This window comes from Frateuria sp. YIM B11624 (assembly GCF_049727805.1).
In the GTDB taxonomy this organism is placed as follows: domain Bacteria; phylum Pseudomonadota; class Gammaproteobacteria; order Xanthomonadales; family Rhodanobacteraceae; genus Frateuria_A.
Map to the genome: position 1 here is coordinate 1 of NZ_JBCNYA010000016.1, position 25,918 is coordinate 25,918.

Below are 25,918 nucleotides of genomic sequence, written 5' to 3' on the forward strand. Positions count from 1 at the left end.
ACGCAGCTACAGCAACGCAAGACCCTGCTCGATGCGCCGCAGCGAGCCGGCGATACGCCGCTCGTCGCGAGCGCCGACACGCCCGGTCGACGGATGATCCGCCAGCGTTTCGAGCGCCGCGCCGGCAAAACCGAAGGCGAGTTCTTCCAGTGCCGCCGCTTCCGTCGCTACGGCGAGGCCGCTGGCGAACGGCAGCAGTTCGGGCAACGGTGGCAGGCGCGGCTGCGCGAAGTCTGCATGGCGCGCGCCCGGCACCGCGGCCACCACGCCCTCCCAGCAGGCAGCGTCGAAATGCACCGACAGGCAGCGGTCGCCACGGCCGTGCGCGTGGCCGCATTCGAAGCACTGGCCCTGGTTGCCCAGCAGCACCGCACCGGGCGCAAGCAGCGCGCGACCGTTCGGCGCGCGGTACTGGAACGTGCCGGCCAGCACCGCGGCCAGGCAGTACGAACCGTGCTGCTCCTCGAACACTGGGTCGGCAGGCCCTGCCGTGCAGCACACGTCGAACACCCTCCAGCCGGGGCCCGAAGCAAGCGGTGTCGAGGTGATCGCCATGCGCCGGAACATAGCAATTTTTCCCACGCCACCGCGCGACGCCCGAGGTACCTTGGCCGCTCCGCAACGAGGAAAGACCATGAACCGTTTCACCGACGCACTGCTCGCGCCCGGCCCGGCCGCCGACCGCGCGGCCGCGATGGACACCTACGGCTGGCTGGTCGGCGACTGGACGTTCGATGCCCGGGTGGTCGCCGAAGGCAAGACCACTGCCGTCGTCGGCGGCCGGATCCACGCCGCCTGGGTGCTGGAAGGCCGCGCCATCCAGGACGTGTGGACGCTACCGGGCGTCTTCGTCGGCAGCACGCTGCGCGTGTACGACCCCGGCATCGACGCCTGGCACATCCTGTGGAGCGACCCGTTGCGCCAGTACTACAACCGCCAGACCGGCCGCCGCGTGGGCGATCGCATTGTGCAGGAAGGCACCGACGCGACCGGTTCACCGACCCGCTGGAGTTTCCTCGACATGGCCGCCGACCGCTTCCGCTGGCTCGGCGAACGGCGCGCAGCCGACGGCGCGTGGGAAACCGTCGCCGAGTTCGCCGTGCAGCGCAGCTGATCCGATGCTTTCCAGCCCAAGGAGTCCGCAGATGATCGATCACCTTTCCCTTGGCGTGCGCGACCTTGCCGCCAGCCGCCGCTTCTACGACGCCGCGCTCGCCCCGCTCGGCTATCGCTGCCTGAGCGAGGACCCGGCCTCGCTGGGCTATGGCAGCGACACCGCCGTGCTCTGGCTGCTGGCCACCGACCAGCCGGTCGCCTCCGACCCGCGCTCGGGCCTGCACGTATGCTTCAAGGCACGCGATTCCGCCGGCGTCGACACCTTCCACGCGGCCGCCCTCGCGCACGGCGGCCGCGACCACGGCGCGCCGGGGCCGCGGCCCGACTACGGCCCGGACTACTACGCCGCGTTCGTGACCGATCCGGACGGCTACCGCCTGGAAGCGCACGCAGGTTGACGTCTCTCGCGGCGCCGGCCGAACGGGTGTTGCCTCTAGACGGGCCTGTCATCGCGAACCGGCGATCCTGACGCTTCGTCGCGTTCGCCGATATCGAAGCCGGAATGGACCCAGCGCAACACAGCCGCCTTTCCACCGCGGGCACGGCCGCCGATGCCACCGACGGCGACCCGCTGCTGCACTACTGTCGCCTGGCCGCCGACGGGATCGGCCTGTTCGCCGACAGCATCGAAGCGATGGCCGCCCAGATGCACGAGAGCGAGGCGGCGCACCTGTCCTCCCACGTGACGGACATGGCGGACGGCCTGCGCCGCCTTTCCGGCGGATTGCGCAGCCAGGGCGCCGAACAAATCCTGCGCGATGCACAACGCCTGGCGCGCGAACATCCGGCCCTGCTGATCGCCGGTGGCATCGCGGCGGGCCTGGGACTGGCGCAGCTCACGCGGGCATCCGTGGCGGAAGTGGCTGCGCTCGGCGACCGCTTGCGCTCGGGGATGGTCGAGCCCGGCGGGAGCGACTACCGGATGGATGACGACGCGGCCGATCCCCCTCCCGACGCATCCATCAGACCCGACACCGACGGATCGCACGACTAGGAACGACGCGGCCGCACTGCGCCCGGCCATGCGCACCACCTCGACCGAAAGGCACGACCATTGCGCAAGCGCGACCTTCAGCGCAGGCCTTGCCAGATCGCGTCCACCAGCTCCCCTTGCGGGTCCTGCGTCTGCTCCCAGTACATGATCCCGCCCAGTCGCTGCGCCTTGACGTATGCGGCCTTCGCCGCGATCGACTGCGGATCGTCGTAACTGATGAAAGCACGCGTGCGCGGGTTCCACAGCCAGGGCGCCATGGCCTTGGCATCCCAGTGGCGCACGAAGCCCTTGCGGCCGATGTAGTCACGCTTCAGTTGCGGCCACGGGTGCTCGCCCTGGTAATGGCCGTAGGCCTGGTAGACCCCGTCGTGCGCGGCCTGCACGTCGTCGAACTCGCGCCCGTAGAACGCCGCGCCGAGCAGCAGCTTTCCCGGTGGCACGCCGGCGGCGATGAACTGGCGAACCGCGGCATCCCCGCTGCGCGCATCGGCTGGCGCCAGCGGCGAGCGGTACAGCCCGGTGTGGTGGCCGGTGGTGGGCGTCATGCGGTTGACGAAGTCGTAGGTCATCAGGTTGAACCAGTCCACCACCGGTGCGACCGCGGCGATGTCGATGCCATCCACGAACGGCCCGTCCGCTACCGCGATGCTGATCGCGTAGTGGCGGCCGTCCTTGCCCGACTCGCGGTCCAGCGCCTGGCGCAGCGCCTTCAGCAGCAGCGTGAAGTTGCCACGGTCGGCCGGGCTGGAGGCGATGCCCGATTCGTGGTGGCCGGGGTATTCCCAGTCCACGTCCAGCCCGTCGGCACCGTGCGAGGCGACCAGTTGCGCCGCGCTCTGCGCAAAGCGTTCGCGGCCGTCGGCGGTCGCCGCGGCTTCGGAGAACCCGCCCGCGCCCCAGCCACCGACCGCGATCGTGACCTGGAGCGACGGCTTGCCGCGCTTGAGCGCAAGCACGCGTTCGAGCCGCGGAAGCGCACCGTCAGGCAGGACCACCCGCCCTTGCTCCACGTGGGCGAAAGCGAAGATCAGCGTGTCGATGCGATCGAGCGTGCGAGCATCGGTGGCGTTCCAGTCGGTGGCATAACCGACCACGCGGTAGTGGCCGGCCTGCGCGTCAGCGGCCGCACCGGCCGGCACGCATGCGAACAGGAGCAAAAGAAACGCGGACAGGCGCAGAGCCATGGCATGGATTCCTCGGTGGCCATGGGCCAGCATGCCATGCCGCGTCGAAATGATGACGAGTCGGCATCGCGGTCGCGAACAGCAGGGGCCATCGATCGAACAGCCCCTGCGATCGGTTTCAACCCTCTTCGCTTTTTTCGCAGTGGTCATTGGGACAGGCGAAATCCACTTCAGCGCCGCGCCCGACCTTGAGGCTGATGTTCGAGCGGGTATCGACCGGCTTGCCGTCCTTCTCCAGCGTCACCGTGTAGATGCCAAGCGGCAGCCGGCCAATGGAATACTGGCCGCTGTCCTTGACCTTGGCATGCCGTCGCGTACCCGATGTCACCCCTTTGACGGTGACGGTCTGGCCGGCCGGCGCCCAGCCAAAAATGCTGCCGCCGGTTTCCTGCGCCTGGGCAGGCATCGGTCCAAGCACGGCGGCGAAACCAGCAGCAGCCACGGCGGCCAGCATCCGGCCGCGAGTGGCGGGGCTGAAACACTTCCAATCATTCATCAGCATTTCTCTCCCTGTTCGCATAGCGCCGGAGTCGATTCCGGCAAGCGCAGGATACGGGAGACCGCCGAGCCGGAGATAGCAGGCCGGGCTCGAGGTTGGACTCGTCAGAAGCAGGCTTGCATGCGGCCTGCGCGCTGGTACCTTCGCCTGCGCGTTTTCCGCTTTCCCAAAGGACGATCCTCGTGGACGCAAGCTTCTGGCTCGACTGCTGGCGCGAAGGCCGCACCGGCTTCCACCGTTCCGAGGTGATGCCGCTGCTGGAAAGGCACTGGCCGGCGCTGGAGGTGCCCCGCGGCACGCGCGTGCTGGTGCCGCTGGCCGGCAAGACGCTGGACATGCTGTGGCTGGCCGCGCAGGGCCTGCGCGTGCTCGGCGTGGAACTGTCGCCGCTGGCGGTGCAGGCGTTCTTTGCCGAGCACGGGCTCGAGCCGCAGCGGCATGCCTCGGCCATTGGCGAACACTACGTGGCCGGCGAGATCGAGGTGATCCAGGGCAACGTGTTCGACCTGGACGCGGGCACCCTGGCCGGCTGCACGGCCATCTACGATCGCGCCGCGTTGATCGCGCTGCCGCCGGCGATGCGCCAGCAGTACGTGCAGTCGGTCTATGCGCGCCTGCCGCCGGCGTGCCGCGGCCTGCTGATCACGCTGGATTATCCGGCCGGCGACATGGACGGTCCGCCGTTCGCGGTGCCGCCGGCCGAGGTCGAGCGACTGTACGGCCCGCTCTGGCACATCGCGACGCTGGAGCATCGCGACATCCTCGCCGAACAGCCGGGGCTGGCCGCTCGCGGCCTGAGCGCGCTGGCGACCGACGTCTACCGGCTCGACCGCCGCGGGTGAGGCGCGCGGGCATCACGACCGCGTGCCTCCATGCGGCCATCATCCTCAGCTGGTGTGATCGAGGATGATCTTCCAGCCGCCGGCCGTCTTCTCCCACAGCAGCGAATAGATGCCGTCGTCCTGCGCCACTTCGCCATGCGCGGTGCGATCGAGGTGGAAGCGTCCGGTGACCACCGCATAGCGCACCTCGCCACCGGCGCCGGGCAGCAACCGCACGTCCAGGTCCGAATAGGTCAGCCGGCCCATCTGCGCGCGGGTGGCGTAATGGCGCCGATAGCTTTCCAGGATCGCCCGGTAGCCCTTGCGCACCGTGCGGCCGACGAAGGTCGTGTCCGGCGCATCCTTGTAGGTCTGCATGAACGCATCCACGTCGCCACGGTTCCAGGCGGCCTGTTGCGCGGCCATGGCCTGGCGGATCGCCGTCGCTTCATCGGAAGCCGCCATCGCACGCGGCGATCCGGCGAGCAGTAACAGCAGCAGCGCGAGCGCGCTTCCCCAGCGTGAATTCTTCATCGGTGCCTCCCTCCCTCTCATGGGACCGCCACGTCGAACGTCACCACCCGGTCCAGCGCCGGCGGCCCATCCGCGCGCAACCAGGACTCGCCGGCAACGATACGGCTGCACGGGCCGAAGGTGCACACCCGGATCGGCCGCCGGGCGGCCTGGGCGCGCAGCGCATCGAGCACCGCGCGCAGCACCGATCCACCGAAGGGCGTGTAGAGGAAGAACACCGTTCCTGCAGAGAGATCGACGTCGCGCGCGTCGGCGGCCACGAACCTTACGGCTTCCAGGCCCAGCGCGCGCGCCGCGTGCCGGGCGCAGGCGACATAGGCCGGCTGCCATTCCACGCCCAAGGCACGCGCACCGGTGCACAGCGCCGCCAGCATCGGCACGTGGCCCAGCCCGGAGCCCAGGTCCACCAGCACGTCCCGCGGGCCGAGCGCGGTGCGAACGAGCATGTCCAGCACGTGGCGCGCCGGCGTCGGCTGGTAGAACACCATCTCCGGCGCGAGCGGCCGCAGCTCGCTCCCCGGATCGGACAGCCGCAGCACGCCGGCGACCATCTCGTCCAGAGCGTCGTAGCCCTCGCCGCGCAGCGCCGTGTCCGCCTCCTCTCGCCAGCGCTGGAAGAGCGTAGGTCCAAGGCCGACACGGACCATGGCGCGAAGGCGCCGGTGCAGCAGGTCGTCGGCATGCTCCAGCCGCGCACGCAGCGCCTGCGCCGTGGCGTTTCCTGCCAGTTCCAGCCAGGCGCTTTCCATCCATTCGAGCGCCGCGGCGCGCCGCTGCCACTGGTCCGGCGCATCGAGCGCGGTATCGCAGGCTAGGCGGGCAAGCCTGGCGTCGGTGTCGTCTGGGGAGCTCATCGCGCCGCAGCATCGCACCGCGTGCGGCGATGCGCGAGCACCAAGGCCGAGGGAGTCGCGTTCCCGCCAGCGCCGGTGCGTCGCCTGTCGGCCCCTGCGCTGCAGCATGGGCAGGCCCTGCTTCGTATGGGACCGCTGGCGGGCGTGGCATGTCGCCAGAATCCACCCATTCGGAAATCCACTGAAGCCCATCCAATCATTTCATTGGGAAATGGCGCATCGGCTCGATAAGGTTGAACGTCGCCTGCCGGAGACCACCGCGCACGGCTGCATGCCGTGCTCCCCACGGAGCCTCCGCGACCCATCGGAGCACACCATGTTCGACCGCCTTTTCGACAACGCCGTCGACCGCTATGGCAACGCACTGCGCCTGGCCGTCCAGGATGGACGCATCGCCCGCCTCGCCTCCACCGGCGAGGCACTGCCGGCCGCGGAAACGGTCGACCTGGGCGGGCGGCTGGTGCTGCCGGGCTTCGTCGACGGCCATATCCACCTGGACAAGAGCTTCGTCGGCGACCGCTGGCAACCGCACCTGCCGGCGGCGACCCTGCGTGAGCGGCTGGCGATCGAGAAGCGCCTGCTGGCCCGCTCGCGCCCCATGGCGGAACGCGCCAGCGCCCTGATCGCGCAGGCCGCCGCGTTCGGAACCGTCGCCATGCGCTGCCATGTCGACGTGGACGCCAGCACCGGGCTGTCCCATCTGCATGCGGTGCTGGAGGCGCGCGAACGGTGGCGCGGCATCGTCGACATCGAGATCGTCGCCTTTCCGCAGGCCGGCGTGGTCTCCTGCCCCGGCAGCGCAGCCGTGCTCGAGGCCGCCATGCGCGAGGGTGCGACGGTGATCGGCGGCATCGATCCCACGACGTTCGACGGCGATGCCGAAGCGCAGCTCGACGTGGTCTTCGGCATCGCCGAGCAGTACGGCAGCAAGGTCGACATTCACCTGCACGAGCCGGGCGTGCAGGGCGTCGGCCAACTGCTGCGCATCGCGCAACGCGCCAAGGCGCTGGGGATGGCAGGACGCGTGGCCGTCAGCCACGCCTACTCGCTCGGGGAAGTGCCGCCCGAGGCCGTCGACCGGGCGGCGCGTGCGCTGGCCGATGCCGGCGTCGCCATCATGACCAACGCGCCCGGCGATCGTCCCTTCCCGCCCGTGCTGCGCCTGCGCGAGGCCGGCGTCCGCGTGTTCGCCGGCAGCGACAACATCCGCGACGCCTGGTGGCCCTACGGCAACGGCGACATGCTGCAGCGGGCCATGCTGGTCGGCTACCGCTCCGGCTTCTACACCGACGAGCACCTGCACGTCGCGCTGGACATGGTCACCCACGCCGGCGCCGAAGCCATCGGCCAGTCCGGCTACGGGCTGGCGGTCGGCAACGAGGCGACCTTCGTCGTCGTCGACGCGCCCAACGGCGCCGCGGCCGTGGCGGGCGCTCCCGCCGGCCGCCTCATCGTGCGGTGCGGCGAGTTCGAACGACCGGCGTCGGCCTGACGGTCCCGGCCGCTATCCGCGCCAGAGGCCCCGGCGCTCAACCGCGGTGCCGCCCGAGCATCAGGGCCAGTTCGCGTCCCAGTTCCCGGATGACCGGATCCGCCATCGGGCGATGGAGCATCGCGATGTCCATCGATTCGATCGACGGCAGCCCCTGTCGCCGCGTCAGCACCCGATGCTCGGACGTCGCCGCGCGGGCGGGCAGCAGGCTGATGCCGAGCCCGCCGGCCACGGCCGCCTGCACGCCGAAGAGGCTCGAACTGGTGAAGCTGATCCGCCACTCGCGCCCCTGTGCCTCGACCACCTTGATCATCTCGTCCCGATAGAGGCCGCGCGGCGGAAAGGTCACCAGCGGCAAGGGATCGAGGTCGATGGCGGGATGCCGTGCGCTGTCGATCCAGACCAGCTTCTCGGGCCAGCGGGCGACCGCTTCGCGGCTGTTGCGCCGCTGCTTGACCAGGACGAGGTCGAGCTCGCCATGGTCGTAGGCGTGTGCGAGGTCCCGGCTCAGGCCCGTGGTCACTTCGAGCTTGACCTGCGGATGCTTGCGGTTGAAGCCTGCGAGCAGGCGCGTGGTGCGTCCGGCGACGAAATCCTCCGGTACGCCCAGCCGCAGCGTCACCGCAGCGGCGCCGGCCAGCGCGTCGAGCATCTCGTCGTTGAGCGCCAGCATGCGCCGCGCATAGGCCAGCAGCTTCTCGCCCTGGTCCGTCGGCCGCACCTCGCGCTTGCCACGCACCAGCAACGGGTGGCCGGCCATCTCCTCCAGCCGGCGCACCTTCTGGCTCACCGTCGACTGCGTCGAATGCAGCCGCGCCGCCGCCGCGGTGAAGCTTCCGCAATCGGCCACCGCCAGCAGCGCACGCAACAGGTCGAGATCGAACAGCGACCGGTTCGCCTTTCCACCAACGGCCATGCGGGTCTCCGCCTTCGCTCCGGGTTCGCGACAGCTTCTACCGAGGCGCCGGCCGCGGACAAGCCTTCGCGAGGCGTGGTGCGGTCGGACGGCACGCCGCCTATGCGGCCCAGAAGCTCGCCACGGTGACGGCCGTCAGTCCGGAATCTCCGCCTCCACCAGCTTGCCCAGCAGCACGAGCGATTCCTGCCAACCCAGGTAGCAGGCCTCCGTCGGGATCGCCGCAGGGATGCCCTCCTGCACCACCGTGAGCTCGGTGCCGCAGGACACTTTCGCCAGCGTGACGGTGGTGACCATCTCGCCGGGCAGGTTGGGGTCGTCGAAGGTATCGGTGTAGCGCAGCCGCTCGCCCGGCTGCAGCTCGAGGTAGGTACCGCCGAAGGCATGGCCGTTGCCGGTCGAGAAATTGGTGAAGGACATCCGGAAGCTGCCGCCCACCCTGGCGTCCATGTGGTGCACCTTGGCGGTGAAACCGTTGGGCGGAAGCCACTTGGCCAGGGCATCCGGGTCGACGAACGCGCGGTAGAGGCGCTCGGGCGTGGTGCGAAGGACGCGGTGCAGTTTGACGGTACCCATGTCTTACTCCTCGTGAGGTGGCACGTGCTCGGGGTTCTTGCTCGGGTGAGAAGGAACACTGGCACGACGCTTTCGGGCCCTCGTTTTCGACAAGGCCACTGCCCGCTTCGTCTGCGGACCCGCAGCGTCCACCCTTCCGCCGCGAGGTACAAGCCGACCCCGAAGACCAGATGCGCGACCACGCTGCGCCGCCGCGCGGCGCTGGGACGCGGCGTGCGACGCCGCCACGCGCTCACAACGTCGCAAGGCTGCGCGCTGAACGCTGGCCGGTTCGAATACCGTCGCGTCGAGCGGCAGCTCAGTCCGACTGCGCGGCCGTATCGACGCCGAACGGACCACGCATCAGCAGCGCCGCGTAGACCAGCGCCAGCGCCCCGAACAGGAGCGTGAGCAGGCGCAGCACCGGCGGCGCCCCGGCGGTCATCGCCGGATGTCCCGTGCTGAAGGCGCTGACCATGTACAGCGCCAGGTTGGCGAGCACCATGGGCCGGCCGTAGATGCCGCCGATGACGAGATGGCGCTGGCTCCAGTCGAGCCACGCGACCGCCAGCCAGCCGGCGGCCACCAGTTGCCCCAGCACCGTGGCGCTGGTGGGCGTTCCCGGGATCAGCCGGGGAAGCAGCTCGTCGGAGGCGAACAGCAGGGCCACGCCTCCCGCGGCAAGTACGCAGGCGCTGAGCATGGTGATGGCGGTCGATGAGCGGGCAGCGTTCATTCCTTGACTCCACTGGCTTGTGTCGGTGGTGCGTGCCTCGATGGCGCGGAAAGCATGCACGGGCTCGAAGAGGGCACTCTACACAGTTCCATTGGCGGGCTTTTCGCAAACCCCAAAGGACGGCCCCGCGCCAGGCGGACGCCGCTCGCGACAATCGGCCCCTCACCCCAACCCTCTCCCCCGCAGGGGAGAGGGAGCGAGTCGGCGCGTGCGGGAGTCTCACGTTCCAGACAGCGCTTCGCCCCTTTCGCAATGGGAAAAAGCCCCGCGCCAGACAAGCGTCGCTCGCGACAATCGGCCCCTCACCCCAACCTCTCCCCGGTGGAGAGAGGGAGCGGGTTGGCGCGTGCGGGAATCTCCACATTCCAGGACAGCGCTTGGCTCCCTCTCCCCACCGGGGAGAGGGCTGGGGTGAGGGGCGGTTCTTGCGCCGGCATTTGGAGGAGCGATTGGCTCTTGTCGCTCCAGTCGCGCTACGGCAGCCTGTGCACTCTCCCGGCGAAAGCAGACCCATGTCCCGACCGACGCTCGACATCCCGCGCCTGACCACCGACCGCCTCCTGTTGCGCGGCCTTGCCCCGGACGATTTCGAAGCCTACGCGGCCATGATGGCCAATCCGGAAGTGACCCGCCATCTGGGCGAGGGGCGCCCGCTGGCGCGCGCCGATGCCTGGCGCCAGATGGCGATGATCACCGGGCACTGGGTGCTGCGCGGCTTCGGCTTGTGGGCCGTGGAAGAGCGCGCCACCGGGCGTTTCCTCGGCCGGATCGGCTGCCAGGAACCCGAGGGATTCCCCGCCTTCGAGATCGGCTACACCCTTGCCCCCGAGGCCTGGGGCAAGGGCTACGCGCGGGAGGGCGCGGCGGCGGCGTTGCGCTATGCGCGCGAGGTGCTGCGGCATCCGGCGATCACCAGCATCATTCGTCCCGCGAACACGGCCTCGATCCGCGTCGCCAGCTCGTTGGGCGCCGTGGCCGGCGAAACCGTCGAATTCTTCGGCGCGCCGTCCGTGCTCTTCCGTTATCCGCCGTGACGAACACTGGCGGATGAGGCCTTCGCCTGGGCGCCGATCGCATCCAACTCCGCCGTCACCACCGGATCCAGGTGCACCGACGCCGCCGCGAGGTTCTGGCGCAGGTGCGCCACTGACGAGGTGCCGGGAATGAGCAGGATGTTGGGCGCGCGCGCCAGCAGCCAGGCCAGCGCGACCTGCATCGGCGTCGCCCCGATGCGGCGGGCAATGGCCGACAGGCCGTCGGACTGCAGCGGCGTGAAGCCGCCCAGCGGGAAGAACGGCACGTAGGCGATGCCTTGCCGGCCGAGCGCATCGATCAGCGCATCGTCGCCGCGATGCACGAGGTTGTAGTGGTTCTGCACGCAGGCGACCTCGGCGATACCCTGTGCCTGCGCCACCTGCGCGACGGTGACGTTGCTCAGGCCGAGGTGGCGGATGAGCCCGCGCTGCTGCAGCTCGGCCAGCGCGGTGAACTGCGGCTCGATCGAACCCTCGCTGGGCGCGTGCACGCTGCCCATGACGCGCAGGTTCACCACGTCCAGCGCATCCACGCCGAGGTTGCGCAGGTTGTCGTGCACCGCGGCGGTCAGCTCGGCCGGGCTCTGCGCCGGGTTCCACGAGGCATCCGCGCCGCGCACTGCGCCGACCTTGGTCACGATCACCAGGTGCTCCGGATACGGGTGCAGCGCCTCGCGGATAAGCCGGTTGGTGACGTGCGGTCCGTAGAAGTCGCTGGTGTCGATGTGGTTCACCCCGCTGGCCACCGCTTCGCGCAACACCGCCCGCGCGGCCTCGGGATCCTTCGGCGGGCCGAACACGCCCGGACCGGCCAGTTGCATGGCGCCGTAACCCATGCGGTCGACGGTGAAACGGCCCAGGGCGTAGCTGCCCGCGTTCGTCGGCTTGCTCATGTCGTTCTCCAGGGAAAGGGCGGAGGATGCCCCATGGCGCGCACTGTACGGACAACGCGGCTGGCTGATAATCCGTTGCAATCGGCACGGCCGTACGGATATCCGGACAATGGACGCAGAGCTGCGGGATCTCTTCGCTTTCCTGGCGGTGGTGCGGGCCGGCGGCTTTCGCCAGGGCGCGCGCGCCAGCGGCGTGTCCGCCTCGCGCCTGAGCGAGAGCGTGCGGCGGCTGGAAACCCGGCTGGGCGTGCGCCTGCTCCACCGCACCACGCGCAGCGTCGCGCCGACCGAGGCAGGCGCGCGACTGGCCGAGCGGCTGTTCCCCGCCCTGGGCGAGGTGGAAGCGGCGCTGGACCTGGTCAACCACTATCGCGACCGTCCCGCCGGCACGCTGCGGCTCAACGTGCCCGCCACCGTGGCGCGACTGGTCTTGCCGCCGATCGTCGCGCCCTTCCTCAAGGCCTATCCCGATATCCGGCTGGACGTCGTCGTCGAGGAGAGCTTCGTCGACCTGCCGGCCGCCGGCTGCGACGCCGGCATCCGCTACGACGAGCGGCTGGAAAAGGACATGATCGCCGTGCCGATCGGGCCGCGCTTCCAGCGCATGGCCACCGCCGCGGCGCCAGCCTACCTGCAGGCCCATGGCCGCCCGCGCCACCCGCGCGACCTGCTCGACCATGCCTGCCTGCGCGGCCAGTTCGCCAGTGGCGTGATTCCCGCCTGGGAGTTCGAGCGCGGAGGCGAGATCGTGCGCGTCGACCCGACCGGACCCTTGCTGGTACGGCTCGGTGCGGGTGCCGACCTCGCGCTGCATGCGGCCATCGAAGGCCTGGGCATCGTCCACCTGTTCGAAGGCTGGCTGCAGCCGTACCTGGACAGCGGCGTGCTGGAACCCGTGCTCGAACCCTGGTGGCAGCGCTTCACCGGCCCCTATCTCTACTACCCGGGACGCAAGCACCTGCCCGCGCCATTGCGGGCGTTCGTGGACTTCGTGAAGCACGGGTCCTGAGGAAACGCCGCGGCGCTTCGGCTCGCGCCGGTCATCCCGGCCGTTCTCGAAACTGCCGATGGCCAGCACGGCGTCGGCCAGGACCTCGGCGATACCCCGCGATGCCCCGCGCGCCATGGGAGGATCCGCATGACGATGGGTTGCCGACTCACGGACCGTGCAGGCGCTGGGCCGGGCATGCCAAGATGCCTTGCGGCGGACACCGGGGGCGGTGAGGTCGCCAACGAACCATCGGGGGAAAACACATGCAAAGCTTGCGTGGAAGGCTCGGCCGCATCGGCAGGGAAGCGGCCGCATGGGCATGGATGCTGATCCTGCCGATCATTTGCGCTGTCCATGCCGTGCCGGGGCACGCAGCCACACTCGACCCGTCGCTGCTGCCGGGCATCCAGGCGGCCACGTTCGAGGTAGTGCAGGCCAAGCCCACTTCCGATCCGCTGACCTACGAAAAGCCGCTGCCGCTGAACCTGCTGCCTTTCCAGGAGCGCAACGACAAGTACTACTCGATCGGTACCGCCTTCGCCATCGGCAACAACCGCTACGTCACCGCGGGCCATGTGCTCCTCGCCGGCATGGACAGCCTGTGGGGCCCGCCGCAGCTGCGCGACGCCGCCGGACACGTGTATGCGATCGACAAGATCGTGAAGTTCTCCATGGGCAAGGACTTCGTGGTCTTCACGCTGGCGGGCAAGACCGGCGGCGACGTGCTGGCCACCAACGCCAGGCCCGAGCTCAACCACATCGTGTATGCCGTGGGCAACGCGCTGGGCACCGGGGTGGTGATCCGCGACGGGCTTTACACCTCCGACACGCCCGAGGAGCAGGACGGCAGCTGGAAGTGGATGCGCTTCTCGGCGCCGGCCTCGCCGGGCAACAGCGGCGGCCCGCTGCTGGACGAACACGGCAAGGTGATCGGCGTGGTGCTGGCCAAGTCGCCGAACGAGAATCTCAACTACGGCCTGCCGATCGGCGAAGTGCTCGACGCACCGGACAACCGCGCCGTGGTCGACAGGAATACCGTCTACCAGCTCGACATTTTCGACGCCCTGCAGAACGGTCACTGGAAAACCGATTTCGCCTTGCCGCTCGGGCTCGATGAGTTCTACCGCACCCTGCAGTCACGGTCCGATGCCAACGGCGCTGAGCAGCTCAAGGCCCTGCTGGCCAGGGAGGCGCCCAACCTGTTCCCGGCGGGCAAGGGTTCCACGCGGCTGCTGGTCGAGCAGACCCGGTTGTACGCCTTCCCCACCCTGATCGTGCGCGACGACAATGGCCAATGGCAGCGCGAGGGTCGGGCAGCCAAGCGTTTTTCGCTGGACGCCAATGGCTTCGTGGATCTGGGCCAGGTAGGCCATACGATGCTGCTGCACGTGAGTCGACCCGACAACATGGACGCGGCGCTGTTCTACAGCAATGCCAAGGCGCGCATGGACCTGCTCGCCAGCGCCGGCCTGTTCCAGCGCGCGGTGGCAGGCGAAAAGATCACGATCACCTCATTGGGCAAGCCGGCCACCGAATCCAGCTATACCGACCGCTGGGAGCGGCCGTGGCTCGTCGACACCTGGCCCTTCCCGTATCTCAACGGCGTGGTCGTGGCGTACACCCTGCCCGTGCCGGATGGCTGCGTGATGATGATGCGCATGGCGCCCGCCGCCCAGGAAAACGGCAACCGGCTGGACATGGACCAGCTCGCCAACTTCATCTACGCCACCTACCAGGGAACGCTGGCGCAGTGGAAGGACTATCTCAAGGCGCCCGCCGCCTTGCCGGCGGCCTTCCACAACATCCATCTGGACGCCGATTACGGCAAGCGCTTCGCCTACCGTTCGCAGCGGGTGGCGTTCTCCTATAGTTCCGCCGTGCAGCCGGTGGAACCGGAAAACCTGCTCAACCTCGGCTTCCGCTTCTTCATGGATCACGACAAGCCGGTGTGGGACGTGGGCGATATCCAGATCTGGAAGGACTCGACCCAGGACGACCAGGACAACATCAACGTGCAGCGCTATGTCGTGCCGCCGCAGGGCCTGGACACGGACCTGACCAGCCGCTGGCAGAAGTTGTCCGGGCGGCAGTATCCCTACAACGGCGTGGCGCGCTTCGAAGACAACCTGATGATGATCAACGCGGTGGTCGCGCCGCAGGACACCGAAAGCGCGCCTTCCACGGTGCTTTACACCGCCTTCTACGGGATAGGCAGCACCCGCCCGCAGGACTTCATGCACGAAAAGCTCGGCCTGCTGCAAAAGGACATGCGGGTGCTCGAGCACTGATCGCGGGCGTGCCGGTACGCGTCACCATGCGCGTGCCGGCACGCCCCGGATCCTCCAGGACCGGATCGGCGCCGCACGCAGGCATCGAGGCCCCGCCCTAGAAATCGGAGATGCCGAAACACGCCACACCCTTGTTGTGGCCGGGCGGATCCAGCGTATCCAGGTCCAGTTCGAGCGGTGTGCCGATCCACTCGGCCAGGCGGGTGTGGTCGGCCAGGTCGTCGTCGGTCAGTGGATGGACCAGGGCCCGGAGCCCGGTTGCGCGGAGGAACTCGCGCACCACCGGCAGCGCATCGGCGGTGAAGTGGATCTCGAACTGCGACTGTGGATGCGGACCGGCCTGGCCGTCGCGCAGACTGCCGACGAACAGCAGTTGGGCAAGCTCGCCCGAAGCCATCCGCTCGCGCAGCACGTGCTGCGCGGTCTCGGCCAGCGGCCGGCTGTCCGCGTCGTAGTAGATGTGCGCGTGATAGGGCGCGTGTGTCTGGCTCAATGCCTTTTCCTTACGTCCGGGAGCGCAGCCGGTGCGGACGCCTTCCCTGCCGGTTGCAAAGGTTGCGCTTCCCTGATCGATCCGCTGGAGCTACGCCATCGCGCCCACGGGTCCATGTGGCCACGGCTGCGGATCCCGAGCTTCCCGCCCGGACGCCCTGCCCGCAAGCCTGTCGTCCGGAGCTGGCGCACGGTCAGCGTCGGCAGGGCAAGCCTTGCCGCGGCCGGGCTTGCCGCCGCGCGGCGCGCGTTCGATCCAGTCGATGCTGGGAATGTCCAGGTGCAGGCTCGGCATGGTGGCGCTCCTCACGTCGGGAAGGCATGCGCACAGGATGAATCCACACCGGAGCTGGATAAACGTGCCAGACTTTGGTTCATACCAAACCCAATGGTTTTGAGTGATGAACAAGCTGGCCGGGATGGAAATGTTCGTTCGCGTGGTGGAATGCGGCAGTTTCGCGTCCGCGGCCGAGGCGAGCGGCGTATCGGCGACGATGGTCGCCAAGCACATCGCCGCGATCGAGCAGCGCCTCGGCGCGCGCCTGCTTCATCGCACTACCCGCCGGCAGCAGCTTTCCGACGTCGGCCACCTCTATTACGAACGCTGCAAGCAGGCGCTGGCCGAAGTCGCACTGGCCGACGCCAGCGCCTCGGAACTCCAGGCCGCCCCACGCGGACGGCTGCGGCTGGTGGCGCCGGTCGGATTCGGCAGCCACATGGTGCCCGTGCTGGCCGAGTACATGGCGAGCCACCCCGAGGTGAGCATGGAGCTGACCCTGGACAATCGCGCGCCGAGCCTCGCCGACGGCGGCTTCGAACTGGGCATCCTGGTCGGCGAGCCCACCGAGCCAGGAGTGGTGGCGCGGCCGCTGCGGCACTACCGGCGCATCCTCGCCGCCTCGCCGGCCTACCTGGAGCGCCATGGCCACCCGGCGCACCCGGACGAGCTGGTCCATCACCAATGCCTGGGCCTGTCCTACTGGCGCCGCTCGGACCGCTGGCGCCTGGTGGGCCCGGACGGGGCGACCTGCACCGTCAGCGTGCGGGGCCGCTTCACCGCCAACCAGGGCAATGCGTTGCGCATCGCGGCATTGAGCGGCATCGGCATCGCGCTGCAACCCGAGCCGCTGCTGGCCGAGGATCTCGCCGCTGGCCGCCTGCACCCGGTGCTGCCCGGCTGGTCGCTCACGCCCTCGCCGATGTACCTGATCTACGCGCAGGACCGCCGCCCCACCGCCAAGCTGCGCAGTGCGATCGATTTCCTGCTGGCGCGCTACGGGCAACACTCCCCGACGCCGGGCTGAGTTCGCCGCGGCTTGCGCATCGCGCCGGGCTTCCACACCATGCCGGCCATGAACACCGTGACCTACGAAGCGAGCGCGGACATCCACGCACCCGCGGAGCGCGTCTGGCGCCTGCTGTCCGCCGTGGCCTCCTGGCCGGAGCTGCTGCCGACGGTGACGAGCGTCGAGGCCCTCGACGGCGCGCTGCTGGAGCCCGGCCGGCGCTACCGCGTCGAACAGCCGAAACTACGCCCGGCCGTGTGGACCGTGACCATGCTGGAGCCCGGCCGCCGCTTCGTGTGGCACGTCCGTTCGCCGGGCATGACGATGGTCGCCGACCACATCGTAGATGCGATCGGCGTCGATGCCGCCCGCCTGCGCCTGTCGTTCGCCTTCGAGGGCTGGCTCGGCGTCCTGCTCGGCCGGCTGTTCGGGCGGCTCACGCGCGAGTACCTGGCGCGGGAGGCCGCGGCCCTGAAGCAGAAGGCTGAGGCTGGCTGACCAGCGCGTGCGGGGCGAGCCGCCGCCCGTCACCCGCGGACGGCGCAGCTCCCTTTCAGGCCGACATGTCGATCCGCGCGCCTGTCGCTCGTCGCAGGTGTGAGGAAACATCCTCGCCCCCCCTGAATCAGGAGACCCGCAATGGCCAGCAAGAACACGATCTGCCTCTGGTATGACCGCGACGCCCTGGAAGCGGCGACGTTCTACGCCAGGACGTTCCCGGACAGCGCCGTGGGCGCCGTCCATCACGCCCCGGGCAACTATCCCTCCGGCAAGCAGGGCGACGTGCTGACGGTCGAGTTCACGGTCATGGGCATCCCGTGCCTGGGCCTGAATGGCGGGCCGGCGTTCCCACACACCGAGGCGTTCTCGTTCCAGGTGGCAACCGACGACCAGGCCGAAACCGACCGCCTGTGGAATGCGATCGTCGACAACGGCGGCCAGCCCAGCGCCTGCGGCTGGTGCAAGGACCGCTGGGGCCTGTCCTGGCAGATCACGCCGCGCGCCCTGACCGACGCGGTCACCGATGCCGACCCTGCCGCGGCCAAGCGGGCGTTCGACGCCATGATGGGCATGACCAAGATCGACATCGCCGCGATCGAGGCCGCCCGGCGCGGATGACGCGCCCGCCGGTTCTGCCACATGCCAGAGCCGGTAACGGAATCCAGGCGGCGCGCGGGTCCGGCGCCGTCGCCAGCCCTGCCCGACGCCCTCGACTCCAACACGGAACCTGCCGATGACCCCCACCATCACCGCCTTTGAACAGTCGCCCGATCGCGGCCAGGGACTCGCGCGCGACACGCGCGTCCGCTGGGCGCTCGAGGAAGCGGGCCAACCCTACGAGGTGCGCCTGCTTTCCTTCGCCGCGATGAAGGAACCCGCACATCGCGCACTCCATCCGTTCGGGCAGATCCCCACCTACGAGGAAGGCGACCTGGTGCTCTTCGAGTCGGGCGCGATCGTGCTGCACATCGCGCAGCACCATGCCGGCCTGCTGCCGGACGAAGCGAACGCCCGGGCACGCGCGATCGCGTGGATGTTTGCCGCGGTCAACACGGTGGAACCGCCGATCCTCGAACTGGTGACCGTCAGGATCCTGGAGGGCGACCGGCCCTGGGCCGAGCAGCGCCTGCCGCTGGTGAAAGATCGCATCCGCAAGCGGCTGGACGAGCTTTCCGCCCGGCTTGGCGACGCCGAATGGCTCGACGGCGCGTTCAGCGCCGGTGACCTCATGATGGTGAGCGTGCTGCTGCGCCTGAGGCCCTCCGGCATCCTGGACGAGTACCCCAGCCTCGCGGCCTATGTCGCCCGCGGCGAGGCGCGGCCGGCCTACCAGCGCGCCTTCGCCGCGCAACTGGCGGTGTTCAAGGGCAGTCCTGCGGGTGGATGAGCGGGCCCGCTGCCACTCCTTCGTGGCAGCCATCTTCGAAAACGCCAGGTACTGCAGGGCCATCGGCTGATTCCGCCGGGCGCGCGCCGCCGGCCATGGCCGCGGAACAGGAATGCTGGCCGTTACGGTTGCCGCACGACCTTCGCCTTGTCCTGCTGCAGCGTTTCGTCCAGCTTGATGGCGGCCGCCGCCGCATAGGCGCGGCAGGCGCCAGGATCGACCAGCGGCATGCTGTCCGCATCCGAGGTACGACGCGCCACTTTCTGCCAGAAGCCGCTCGCGTCGGGATGCGGGGTCAGCAGGATGTCGCAACGCAGCGCGGCCACCGTCGCGATCGACCGGCGGAACGCTTCGACCCGTTCCGGGTGATCGCTGTAGCGGAAGCCGGGTGCTTCGAGCGCAGTGAGGCTGTCCGCATAGACCATGTGCAGGCAGCGGCCTTCGCTGCACGAACGCCAGGTCCACGACGTGCTGCCGGGCGTATGGCCGGGCGTTTCGTGCACGGTGATCGCCACCTCGCCCAACTGCAGGATCTCGCCGTCGCGCACCGGCCTCACCTGCCGGACCGGCGGATAAGTGGATGACATGCCGTACTGCGGATCGGCCGGATCGGCCCCGCCGAGCGCCAGCGCACGCGCGCCCTCCGCGCTCGCGATCACCTGCGCCCCGCTGGCCCGCTGCAATGCCGCGATGCCGCCGGCGTGATCCGGATGCGCGTGCGAATTGAGGATCCATTTGACGTCGCGCACGTGGAATCCAAGTGCGCGGAGGTTCGCCTCGATGAGTGGCGCGGAAGCCGGCAGGTCGCCGTCGAGCAAGGCAAGGCCATGCCCGGTGTCGACGACCAGCGCGGACAGGCCGCGGGGCCCGACGTACCAGGTATTGCCGTAGATGCGGAACGGCTTCTGCGGCGCGTTCCACTGCTCGCGTGGAACGGCGTGCGAGGCCGCCTGCGGCGGTTGTGCGCGCGCCACCGGCGTTCCGAAGACCAGGCCGGCGCCCAGCGCGAGGCCGGACAGGATGCGCATGTGCATGGGGATGGCTCCTTGAGGAAGTCGGAAGCATGGCCGGCGCATCTGGCATGAAGCCGGCGGAATGAAGGCGCTACGCAGACGCGCGCGCCTTACTGCACGAGGGCAGCGGGCAGCACGAATCCGGCGGCGCGCCTTCCTTCCCCTCGCCGCCGGATCATCTCGGGAATGCGGCGAGCGCCTGCCGCAACGCGCCGCGCAGGTGATCCAGCGGCGCGGCGAGGCGGCCATCGGTCGCCCGGTGGACCAGCCAGGCACCGACCTCGGCCTTGAACTCCGGCACCTCGATGACGCGCAGGGCCTTGCGGTACGGGCTTGCCTTGAGCATCTCGCCGGCCGTAAGCCCGACGCCGAGGCCGCGCGCGATCAGCGAATGCCGCAGGATCGGGTCGAACGCCTCCACCGCCACGTGGAACGGCAGTTGGGCCGCCTCCAGCGCACGCCGCAGTACCCGCCGGAAGCCGCAGCCGTCCTGGTTGAGCACCCAGGGCTGGTCCGACAGGTCGCGCAGCGTGACGCGTCGCGGCAGCTTCAACGTGCGCGGCACGAGCACTCTCACGCCGATGCGGCACAGCCGCTCGCGCTCGAAGCCGGCGGGCGGTTCGTTGTCGCCCGGCAGGTAGACCAGGGCCGCATCGATCCGGCCGGCGTCCAGATCGGCCAGCAGCTCCGCCGACCAGCGGCTGGAAACGCGCGTGTGCAGCGCCGGGAAGGCCTCGCTCAGGGAACACAGCGGCTCCTCGAGCGCGATGTCGGCCAGGAACGGCGTAATGCCGAAGCGGAACTCGCCACGCACCTCTCCGCCGCTCGCCACGCCGGTGCGCAGGTCATCCAGCGAAGCGAGCACGCGCCGGCCCAACTGGTAGGCGTCGCGACCCGCGGCCGTCGGCCGCAGCGGCTTGGACTGGCGATCGAGCAAGGCCACGCCCAGCGTGTTCTCCAGGCTCTGCACCCGCCGCGTGACGCCGGGCTGGGTCAGGTGCAACTGGGCAGCGGCGGCGAGGATCGATCCGTGGTCGACCACGGCGACGAAGGCTTCGAGATCCCGTGTATTCATGCGAACTCCGCATAACGTTGATGCGTCATTTTAATTGGACGCATATTCACAGCAGGCATAGCTTACGCGCTCTTCTTGCACCTGAAGCATATTCCATGAGCGCCGTCGATCCCGCCGTCACCCCGCGTACCGCCCCAACCACGCACACGCCCACCGCCCGCGAACTCACGCCGCTGTTGACGCTGGCCTGCGGCGTCATCGCGCTCAACCTCGCGGCGACGCAGCCGCTGGTCGGGGTAATCGCCCACGCGCTGGGCCTGGGCCTTGCCGCCGCCGGCCTGGTCACCACGGCAACGCTGTTCGGTTACGGCGCGGGCATGATCTTCCTCGTGCCGCTCACCGACCTGGTCGAGAACCGCCGGCTGGTGCTGCGGGTGCTCGCGCTGGACATCGTCGCGCTGGCGATCTCGGCCTGGGCGCCCGGCCCCGTGATCTACTTCGTTGCTGCTTTTGCGGTCGGGGCCGCCACCAGCTCGATCCAGATGCTCGTGCCGCTGGTGGCCTCGCTCGCCCCCGAGGCGGAACGGGGGAGCGTGGTCGGCAACGTGATGAGCGGGGTGATGATCGGCATCCTGCTGTCGCGCCCGCTGGCCAGCCTGATCGCACAGGCGTTCGGCTGGCGCGCCGTATTCATCGTGTTCGCGATCGCGATCGCCGCCATTGCGCTGGTGCTGTGGCGCGCGCTGCCGACGCTGCGGCCGCTGCACAGCCTGCGCTATGCCACGCTGGTGCGCTCGCTGTGGCCGCTGGCGCGCGGTGAGCGCGTCCTGCAGCGCCATGCGCTGAGCGCGATCCTGGTGTTCGGCGCCTTCAACGTATTCTGGACCATCGTGGCGCTGCGCCTGGCGCAGCCGCCGTTCGGGCTCGGCGCGCATGGCATAGCGGCCTTCGCCATGGCCGGCGTCGGCGGTTCGGTCATCGCGCCCATTGCCGGGCGGCTGGGCGATCGCGGACTGACGCGTCCGGCCAACGTGGTGATGCACGTGCTGGTCGTGGCGGCGTTCGTCGTCGGCGGGATCGCAGGTGGCCTGGCGCCGGTGGCCGGTCTTGCCCTGATGGTGGCCGCCTCGCTGTTGCTGGACGTGGGCACGGTCGGCGACCAGACGCTCGGCCGGCGCGCGATCAACCTGGTGCGGCCGGAGGCCCGCGGTCGACTCAATGGCCTGTTCACCGGCGCATTCTTCGTCGGCGGCGCAGCAGCCTCCTCGCTCGCCGGCCTGGCCTGGGCATACGGCGGATGGGCGGCGACCTGCGCGCTCGGCGCGGCGCTCGGCATCGGCGGGCTGGTGGTTTCGCTGTCCGCCTACCGGCGCAACGGGAGCGGCTGAAGGCCGTCGTTCGGTGGCGAAGGGGCACGGCGCGCGGGCCTCGCGACCGAAGCTTCTTGGTGGCGAAGGCACGACGGCTGCCTCAAGCGAGCTCGGCGCGACTTCCGCGGCGTCCAACGGACAATGAAGCCGATCCCTTTTCTTGATCGGGCGATAACGTGCGCGGGCACACGCTCGCGTCCGGAATCCGGGATCGCCGGCCACCCCCAACGGGAGGCCATCATGCGTACAGCAACCTCGATCCGGCGAGCGGCCCTTCCCGCTGCGTTGCTCCTTTGCCTAGGCACAGCGCAGGCCACGGATTCCAAGTCCATGGCCAAGCCGATGAGCGACGCGCAGATGATCGCAAGTGCGATGCGCGCCGCACCGGCCAATGTCGGCAGACACGCCACCATCATGGCGATGGACGCCCAGGGCAAGATGCGCACCCTGCGCCAGGGCACCAACGGCTTCACCTGCATCCCCGACGCACCGGCCACGCCCGGCAACGACCCGATGTGCGCCGACAAGGCGGCGATGGGCTGGGTCAACGCATGGCTCACCCACACGACGCCACCGAGCGGCAAGGTAGGCCTGATGTACATGCTCGAGGGCGGCACCGACGCGAGCAACACCGATCCCTACGCCAAGCAACCGAAGGGCGAGCACTGGATCAAGACCGGCCCGCACGTGATGGTGGTGGGCGCCGACGCGGCGTTCTACGACCAGTATCCGAAGCAGGCCGATCCGGACACCGGCGCGCCTTACGTGATGTGGGCGGGTACGCCCTACCAGCACCTGATGGCGCCGATCCGCTAGCCGCGGAGCGTCTGGCGACGGCTCGAGCCACGCGGGATGCCTGCATCGCCGATGGCGCGTATGCGGCGAGCCGTCCCGCGGCGGTTCGCGTTCGTGCCCGCGCATCTGGCAATGCGCGTGTCGGCAGACGACGTGCACGCCGGCCCTGACGCGGGCCGGCAGGACGCATCGGTCCACCACGCTGCCGCCGCTGGGCAAAAGGCGCCTGTCATCCTGCCGGGAGCGAACCTGCCGGTTCGCGCGCGGCAGGTTTGCTGCCGCCTGCAGGAAAGTCCGGCTTGGTTTTCCATGCCGGCACACCAATGCATGCAAAACCATTTGATTCGCCGCAGATGCAATGTCATTTGATTCGCAGCGCCACAGTCACTACTGTGGCAGGGCTGAGTTTCAAGGGTCACGCGAACTGTGGCCTGATGCTGTAGAGAGCAGTTCCACTACACCGTTGCACCGTTTCCTCCTTGCGACCAGCTCACGCCGCGCCATGCGGCTCCCATCCGTTCCAAGGAGATACAACGATGTCCCAGACCGAAACCGGTACCGTCAAGTGGTTCAACGATGCCAAGGGCTTTGGCTTCATCAGCCGCGCCAGCGGCGATGACGTGTTCGTGCACTTCCGCGCGATCGTGTCCTCGGGTTTCAAGAGCCTGCAGGAAGGCCAGAAGGTGTCCTTCGTCGTGACGCAGGGCCCGAAGGGGCTGCAGGCCGACCAGGTCCAGCCGCTCTGAGGGGTTTGCGCCCGTCCCGAAAAGCCCGGCCTCGCGCCGGGCTTTTTCTTTGTTGGCCCTGCCGGGCAGCCCCCAGGCCCGGTCCGGGGTCGGGGAAAACCGCGCGCGACACGTCACCCGCCCGATTGGCCGCTGCGCACCGCAGCGGGTCTGCCGGTTCGTCGTCGCGGACATGACTCGACCCGCCTCGCTTTGATGCGATCATGGCGAATGACCGACTTCGCCACGCTTGCGCTCAAACCTGCCCTGCTCGCCAGCCTCGACGCCCACGGCTACGCCGCCATGACCCCGGTACAGGCGCAGAGCCTGCCGCCGATCCTCGCCGGACGGGACGTGATCGCGCAGGCGCGCACCGGCAGCGGCAAAACCGCCGCGTTCGGCCTCGGCCTGCTGCAGGCGCTGGACGTGGATAGCATCCGGCTACAGGCACTGGTGCTGTGCCCCACCCGCGAACTTGCCGACCAGGTGAGCAAGGCCATCCGCCGGCTCGCCGCCAGCATGCCCAACGTCAAGCTGCTGACCCTCTGCGGCGGTATGCCGCTGGGCCCGCAGCTGGCCTCGCTCACCCACGATCCGCACATCGTGGTGGGGACGCCCGGTCGCGTGCAGGAGCACCTCAGGCGCGGCAGCCTGCATGGCGGCGGCATCAAGGTGCTGGTACTGGACGAGGCCGACCGGATGCTCGACATGGGCTTTGGCGAGGCCATCGACGACATCGTCGGACGCATCGCAAAGCACCACCAGACCCTGCTGTTCTCGGCCACCTACCCGGAAGCGATCCGCAACGCCAGCCGACGACTGCAGAAGGAGCCGGCGGAGGTCACCGTGGAGACGCCGGCCGAAGCGAAGCCGGCGATAGAACAGCAGTTCGTGGAAGTCGAACCGGCGCACAAGATCGACATGCTCGCCCAGTTGCTCGCCCGCGACCGCGACCAGCACGCCCTGGTGTTCTGCAACATGCGGCGCGACGTCGACAACCTGGCACGGGAGCTGGACTGCCGCGGCTTCTCCGCGCTCGCCCTGCACGGCGACATGGAACAACGCGACCGCGACGAGGTATTGGTGCGCTTCGCCAACCGCAGTTGCAACGTGCTGGTGGCGACCGACGTCGCCGCGCGCGGCCTGGACATCGCCGCGCTGCCACTGGTGGTCAGCTACGACATCGCGCACGACCCGGACACCCATACCCATCGCATCGGCCGTACCGGCCGCGCCGGCCAGCCTGGCCTCGCGATCACCCTGTGCACGCCGCGCGAGCGGCCCAAGGCCGGGAACATCGAGCAGGCACAGGGCGGCCCCCTGCCCTGGCGTTCGCTCAAGCTCGCCCCGCCACGCGGCAAGAGCCTGCACCTGGCACCGATGAAGACCCTGGTGATCGATGCCGGCCGCCAGGACAAGCTGCGCCCCGGCGACATCCTCGGCGCGCTTACCGGCGATGCCGGCCTCGCGGCCGGTGACATCGGCAAGATCGACGTCTTCGCCACCCGCGCCTACGTCGCCATCGCCCGCACACTGGCCGACAAGGCGCTCGATCGCCTGCGCGCTGGCCGCGTAAAGGGACGCAACTTCCGGGTGCGGGCGCTCGGCTGACGCCCTGTTGCAGGACGGGCATCGATGGGGTGGAGGCACGCCTGCCTTGGCGCCTTCCGTGCCCTGCTAGGCCTCGCGCCTCAGTCGCAGGTCGTTGAACTTGCGGCGCTCGATCAATGCCTCGATGCGGCCCTGGCGGTCGCGACGGAAGATCAGCAGGTTGCGCTCGTCGTCGCTGCCCATGAAAACGTCCTTCGCGATCGGGTGCAGCACGTTCGCCGTGCCGCCCGCATGCGAGGTGTAGCTGAGCACGCCGTCGCGGTCGCTGACCGTCCACGCACGCCCGGGTCCGTAGCTGTAGGTGCCGACGTAGTCGCTCGCCACCAGGCCGTCGACGTGCAGTTCCGGCGGTGCCGTGGGGATGGTGACGTCCTCGTAGCCGGCCAGCTTCCACGCACCCGACTGCCGCACGAAGGTGAGCAGGGTCTGGTAGCGCACGACCAGTTTCTGGCCGAACACGGTTTCGCGTTCGTACTGCTCGACCTGCATGAGCGCGGTGTCGCCGTACTGGCGCACGTGCGCGTCGCGCAGTTCGATGCTGCCGGAGAAGCCCGTCGGGAACGGGCGCAGCGAGGCCACGGTATCGGCCTTGTGCGCGATCCGGCCGAACTCGTCGATGATCACCGCATCGTCCGTCACCAGCGCATTCCAGGGCGTGCGGTCGCCGAGCGGAATCGCGTCGACGAGGCGTTGCGTGATCTGCAGCAGTTCGCCGCGCAAGGCCTCGGGGGACGCTTCGGCGCCGTACGCCGCGCTACCTAGGCAAAACGCAGCGAACCCCAGCAATGCTCCAAGATGACGCAGGCGCATGGCCAC

29 protein-coding genes are annotated in these 25,918 nt (G+C 69.4%); 16 read left to right on the forward strand and 13 right to left on the reverse strand.

The genetic code is table 11. The features are described from left to right. Positions 1 to 6 precede the first annotated feature (6 nt). A complete protein-coding gene (locus AAIL17_RS09715; protein WP_424682633.1) occupies positions 7 to 567 on the reverse strand; it encodes a hypothetical protein in 561 nt (186 codons plus the stop codon). 67 nt (positions 568 to 634) lie between these two features. On the opposite strand from AAIL17_RS09715, the gene AAIL17_RS09720 reads away from it, so the two are divergent. The 3 genes from AAIL17_RS09720 to AAIL17_RS09730 all read left to right on the forward strand — a co-directional run bounded on the left by AAIL17_RS09720 (position 635) and on the right by AAIL17_RS09730 (position 2,110). Then, complete coding sequence (locus AAIL17_RS09720) at positions 635 to 1,114, forward strand: hypothetical protein (RefSeq protein WP_424682634.1); 480 nt, start codon at positions 635 to 637, stop codon at positions 1,112 to 1,114. A 31-nt stretch (positions 1,115 to 1,145) separates the two neighbouring features. Continuing rightward, the gene (locus AAIL17_RS09725) at positions 1,146 to 1,514 is read left to right on the forward strand and encodes a VOC family protein (protein ID WP_424682635.1); all 369 of its coding nucleotides are present in this window, start codon (positions 1,146 to 1,148) and stop codon (positions 1,512 to 1,514) included. Positions 1,515 to 1,618: 104 nt separating this feature from the next. Next, positions 1,619 to 2,110: a hypothetical protein gene (locus AAIL17_RS09730; protein WP_424682636.1), complete on the forward strand. Its 492-nt coding sequence runs from the start codon at positions 1,619 to 1,621 to the stop codon at positions 2,108 to 2,110. A gap of 77 nt (positions 2,111 to 2,187) precedes the next feature. Here the strand turns inward: AAIL17_RS09730 and AAIL17_RS09735 are convergent, their stop codons facing one another. Next, positions 2,188 to 3,294 carry a glycoside hydrolase family 18 protein gene (locus AAIL17_RS09735; protein WP_424682637.1) on the reverse strand — a complete coding sequence of 369 codons (1,107 nt, stop codon included), beginning with the start codon at positions 3,292 to 3,294 and terminating at the stop codon, positions 2,188 to 2,190. Positions 3,295 to 3,412: 118 nt separating this feature from the next. After that, entirely contained in the window at positions 3,413 to 3,796 is a 384-nt protein-coding gene (locus AAIL17_RS09740) for a carboxypeptidase-like regulatory domain-containing protein (protein ID WP_424682638.1), read from the reverse strand. Between the two features lie 179 nt (positions 3,797 to 3,975). On the opposite strand from AAIL17_RS09740, the gene AAIL17_RS09745 reads away from it, so the two are divergent. Next, positions 3,976 to 4,635 (forward strand): thiopurine S-methyltransferase, encoded by a 660-nt coding sequence (locus AAIL17_RS09745; protein WP_424682639.1) that lies wholly within the window; start codon positions 3,976 to 3,978, stop codon positions 4,633 to 4,635. Between the two features lie 45 nt (positions 4,636 to 4,680). Here AAIL17_RS09745 and AAIL17_RS09750 read toward each other — a convergent pair whose 3' ends face one another. Further along, positions 4,681 to 5,148 (reverse strand): YybH family protein, encoded by a 468-nt coding sequence (locus AAIL17_RS09750; protein ID WP_424682640.1) that lies wholly within the window; start codon positions 5,146 to 5,148, stop codon positions 4,681 to 4,683. A gap of 17 nt (positions 5,149 to 5,165) precedes the next feature. Beyond that, positions 5,166 to 6,002: a hypothetical protein gene (locus AAIL17_RS09755; RefSeq protein ID WP_424682641.1), complete on the reverse strand. Its 837-nt coding sequence runs from the start codon at positions 6,000 to 6,002 to the stop codon at positions 5,166 to 5,168. Between the two features lie 316 nt (positions 6,003 to 6,318). On the opposite strand from AAIL17_RS09755, the gene AAIL17_RS09760 reads away from it, so the two are divergent. Then, complete coding sequence (locus AAIL17_RS09760) at positions 6,319 to 7,494, forward strand: amidohydrolase family protein (RefSeq protein WP_424682642.1); 1,176 nt, start codon at positions 6,319 to 6,321, stop codon at positions 7,492 to 7,494. A 37-nt stretch (positions 7,495 to 7,531) separates the two neighbouring features. Here the strand turns inward: AAIL17_RS09760 and AAIL17_RS09765 are convergent, their stop codons facing one another. From AAIL17_RS09765 to AAIL17_RS09775, 3 genes are all read right to left on the reverse strand, one after another. Further along, the gene (locus AAIL17_RS09765; RefSeq protein ID WP_424682643.1) at positions 7,532 to 8,410 is read right to left on the reverse strand and encodes a LysR family transcriptional regulator; all 879 of its coding nucleotides are present in this window, start codon (positions 8,408 to 8,410) and stop codon (positions 7,532 to 7,534) included. A gap of 135 nt (positions 8,411 to 8,545) precedes the next feature. Then, positions 8,546 to 8,986, reverse strand: coding sequence for an SRPBCC family protein (locus AAIL17_RS09770; RefSeq protein WP_424682644.1), 441 nt, complete (start codon positions 8,984 to 8,986; stop codon positions 8,546 to 8,548). A 298-nt stretch (positions 8,987 to 9,284) separates the two neighbouring features. After that, positions 9,285 to 9,701 carry a hypothetical protein gene (locus AAIL17_RS09775; protein ID WP_424682645.1) on the reverse strand — a complete coding sequence of 139 codons (417 nt, stop codon included), beginning with the start codon at positions 9,699 to 9,701 and terminating at the stop codon, positions 9,285 to 9,287. A 512-nt stretch (positions 9,702 to 10,213) separates the two neighbouring features. Here AAIL17_RS09775 and AAIL17_RS09780 point away from each other — a divergent pair. After that, complete coding sequence (locus tag AAIL17_RS09780) at positions 10,214 to 10,735, forward strand: GNAT family N-acetyltransferase (protein ID WP_424682646.1); 522 nt, start codon at positions 10,214 to 10,216, stop codon at positions 10,733 to 10,735. On the opposite strand, the gene AAIL17_RS09785 is transcribed toward AAIL17_RS09780, so the two are convergent. Continuing rightward, a complete protein-coding gene (locus AAIL17_RS09785; protein WP_424682647.1) occupies positions 10,723 to 11,628 on the reverse strand; it encodes an aldo/keto reductase family oxidoreductase in 906 nt (301 codons plus the stop codon). The two genes, AAIL17_RS09780 and AAIL17_RS09785, sit on opposite strands and share 13 nt — an antisense overlap. Positions 11,629 to 11,737: 109 nt before the next feature. Here AAIL17_RS09785 and AAIL17_RS09790 point away from each other — a divergent pair, with 109 nt between their 5' ends. Both AAIL17_RS09790 and AAIL17_RS09795 read left to right on the forward strand, forming a co-directional pair. After that, a complete protein-coding gene (locus tag AAIL17_RS09790) occupies positions 11,738 to 12,637 on the forward strand; it encodes a LysR family transcriptional regulator (RefSeq protein ID WP_424682648.1) in 900 nt (299 codons plus the stop codon). A 245-nt stretch (positions 12,638 to 12,882) separates the two neighbouring features. Then, positions 12,883 to 14,907: a trypsin-like peptidase domain-containing protein gene (locus tag AAIL17_RS09795; protein WP_424682649.1), complete on the forward strand. Its 2,025-nt coding sequence runs from the start codon at positions 12,883 to 12,885 to the stop codon at positions 14,905 to 14,907. A gap of 97 nt (positions 14,908 to 15,004) precedes the next feature. Here AAIL17_RS09795 and AAIL17_RS09800 read toward each other — a convergent pair whose 3' ends face one another. Continuing rightward, entirely contained in the window at positions 15,005 to 15,400 is a 396-nt protein-coding gene (locus AAIL17_RS09800; protein ID WP_424682650.1) for a DOPA 4,5-dioxygenase family protein, read from the reverse strand. A 400-nt stretch (positions 15,401 to 15,800) separates the two neighbouring features. Between AAIL17_RS09800 and AAIL17_RS09805 the strand changes: the two genes are divergently transcribed. From AAIL17_RS09805 to AAIL17_RS09820, 4 genes are all read left to right on the forward strand, one after another. Then, positions 15,801 to 16,703 carry a LysR substrate-binding domain-containing protein gene (locus AAIL17_RS09805; RefSeq protein WP_424682651.1) on the forward strand — a complete coding sequence of 301 codons (903 nt, stop codon included), beginning with the start codon at positions 15,801 to 15,803 and terminating at the stop codon, positions 16,701 to 16,703. A gap of 48 nt (positions 16,704 to 16,751) precedes the next feature. Further along, positions 16,752 to 17,183 carry an SRPBCC family protein gene (locus AAIL17_RS09810; RefSeq protein WP_424682652.1) on the forward strand — a complete coding sequence of 144 codons (432 nt, stop codon included), beginning with the start codon at positions 16,752 to 16,754 and terminating at the stop codon, positions 17,181 to 17,183. A gap of 141 nt (positions 17,184 to 17,324) precedes the next feature. Next, the gene (locus AAIL17_RS09815) at positions 17,325 to 17,804 is read left to right on the forward strand and encodes a VOC family protein (protein ID WP_424682653.1); all 480 of its coding nucleotides are present in this window, start codon (positions 17,325 to 17,327) and stop codon (positions 17,802 to 17,804) included. A gap of 115 nt (positions 17,805 to 17,919) precedes the next feature. Further along, positions 17,920 to 18,573 (forward strand): glutathione S-transferase family protein, encoded by a 654-nt coding sequence (locus tag AAIL17_RS09820; RefSeq protein WP_424682654.1) that lies wholly within the window; start codon positions 17,920 to 17,922, stop codon positions 18,571 to 18,573. A 122-nt stretch (positions 18,574 to 18,695) separates the two neighbouring features. Here AAIL17_RS09820 and bla read toward each other — a convergent pair whose 3' ends face one another. Together bla and AAIL17_RS09830 are read right to left on the reverse strand one after the other, a co-directional pair. Then, on the reverse strand, positions 18,696 to 19,607 hold the full coding sequence (bla, locus tag AAIL17_RS09825; protein ID WP_424682655.1) for a subclass B3 metallo-beta-lactamase: 912 nt from the start codon (positions 19,605 to 19,607) through the stop codon (positions 18,696 to 18,698). Between the two features lie 154 nt (positions 19,608 to 19,761). Continuing rightward, the gene (locus tag AAIL17_RS09830) at positions 19,762 to 20,661 is read right to left on the reverse strand and encodes a LysR family transcriptional regulator (protein ID WP_424682656.1); all 900 of its coding nucleotides are present in this window, start codon (positions 20,659 to 20,661) and stop codon (positions 19,762 to 19,764) included. Positions 20,662 to 20,756: 95 nt separating this feature from the next. Between AAIL17_RS09830 and AAIL17_RS09835 the strand changes: the two genes are divergently transcribed. From AAIL17_RS09835 to dbpA, 4 genes are all read left to right on the forward strand, one after another. Continuing rightward, complete coding sequence (locus AAIL17_RS09835) at positions 20,757 to 21,989, forward strand: MFS transporter (RefSeq protein WP_424682657.1); 1,233 nt, start codon at positions 20,757 to 20,759, stop codon at positions 21,987 to 21,989. A gap of 312 nt (positions 21,990 to 22,301) precedes the next feature. Further along, positions 22,302 to 22,787 (forward strand): hypothetical protein, encoded by a 486-nt coding sequence (locus tag AAIL17_RS09840; RefSeq protein ID WP_424682658.1) that lies wholly within the window; start codon positions 22,302 to 22,304, stop codon positions 22,785 to 22,787. A gap of 515 nt (positions 22,788 to 23,302) precedes the next feature. Further along, a complete protein-coding gene (locus tag AAIL17_RS09845) occupies positions 23,303 to 23,512 on the forward strand; it encodes a cold-shock protein (RefSeq protein WP_424682659.1) in 210 nt (69 codons plus the stop codon). Between the two features lie 210 nt (positions 23,513 to 23,722). Next, on the forward strand, positions 23,723 to 25,102 hold the full coding sequence (gene dbpA, locus AAIL17_RS09850) for an ATP-dependent RNA helicase DbpA (RefSeq protein ID WP_424682660.1): 1,380 nt from the start codon (positions 23,723 to 23,725) through the stop codon (positions 25,100 to 25,102). 66 nt (positions 25,103 to 25,168) lie between these two features. Here dbpA and AAIL17_RS09855 read toward each other — a convergent pair whose 3' ends face one another. Continuing rightward, complete coding sequence (locus AAIL17_RS09855) at positions 25,169 to 25,912, reverse strand: nuclear transport factor 2 family protein (RefSeq protein WP_424682661.1); 744 nt, start codon at positions 25,910 to 25,912, stop codon at positions 25,169 to 25,171. Positions 25,913 to 25,918 lie beyond the last annotated feature (6 nt).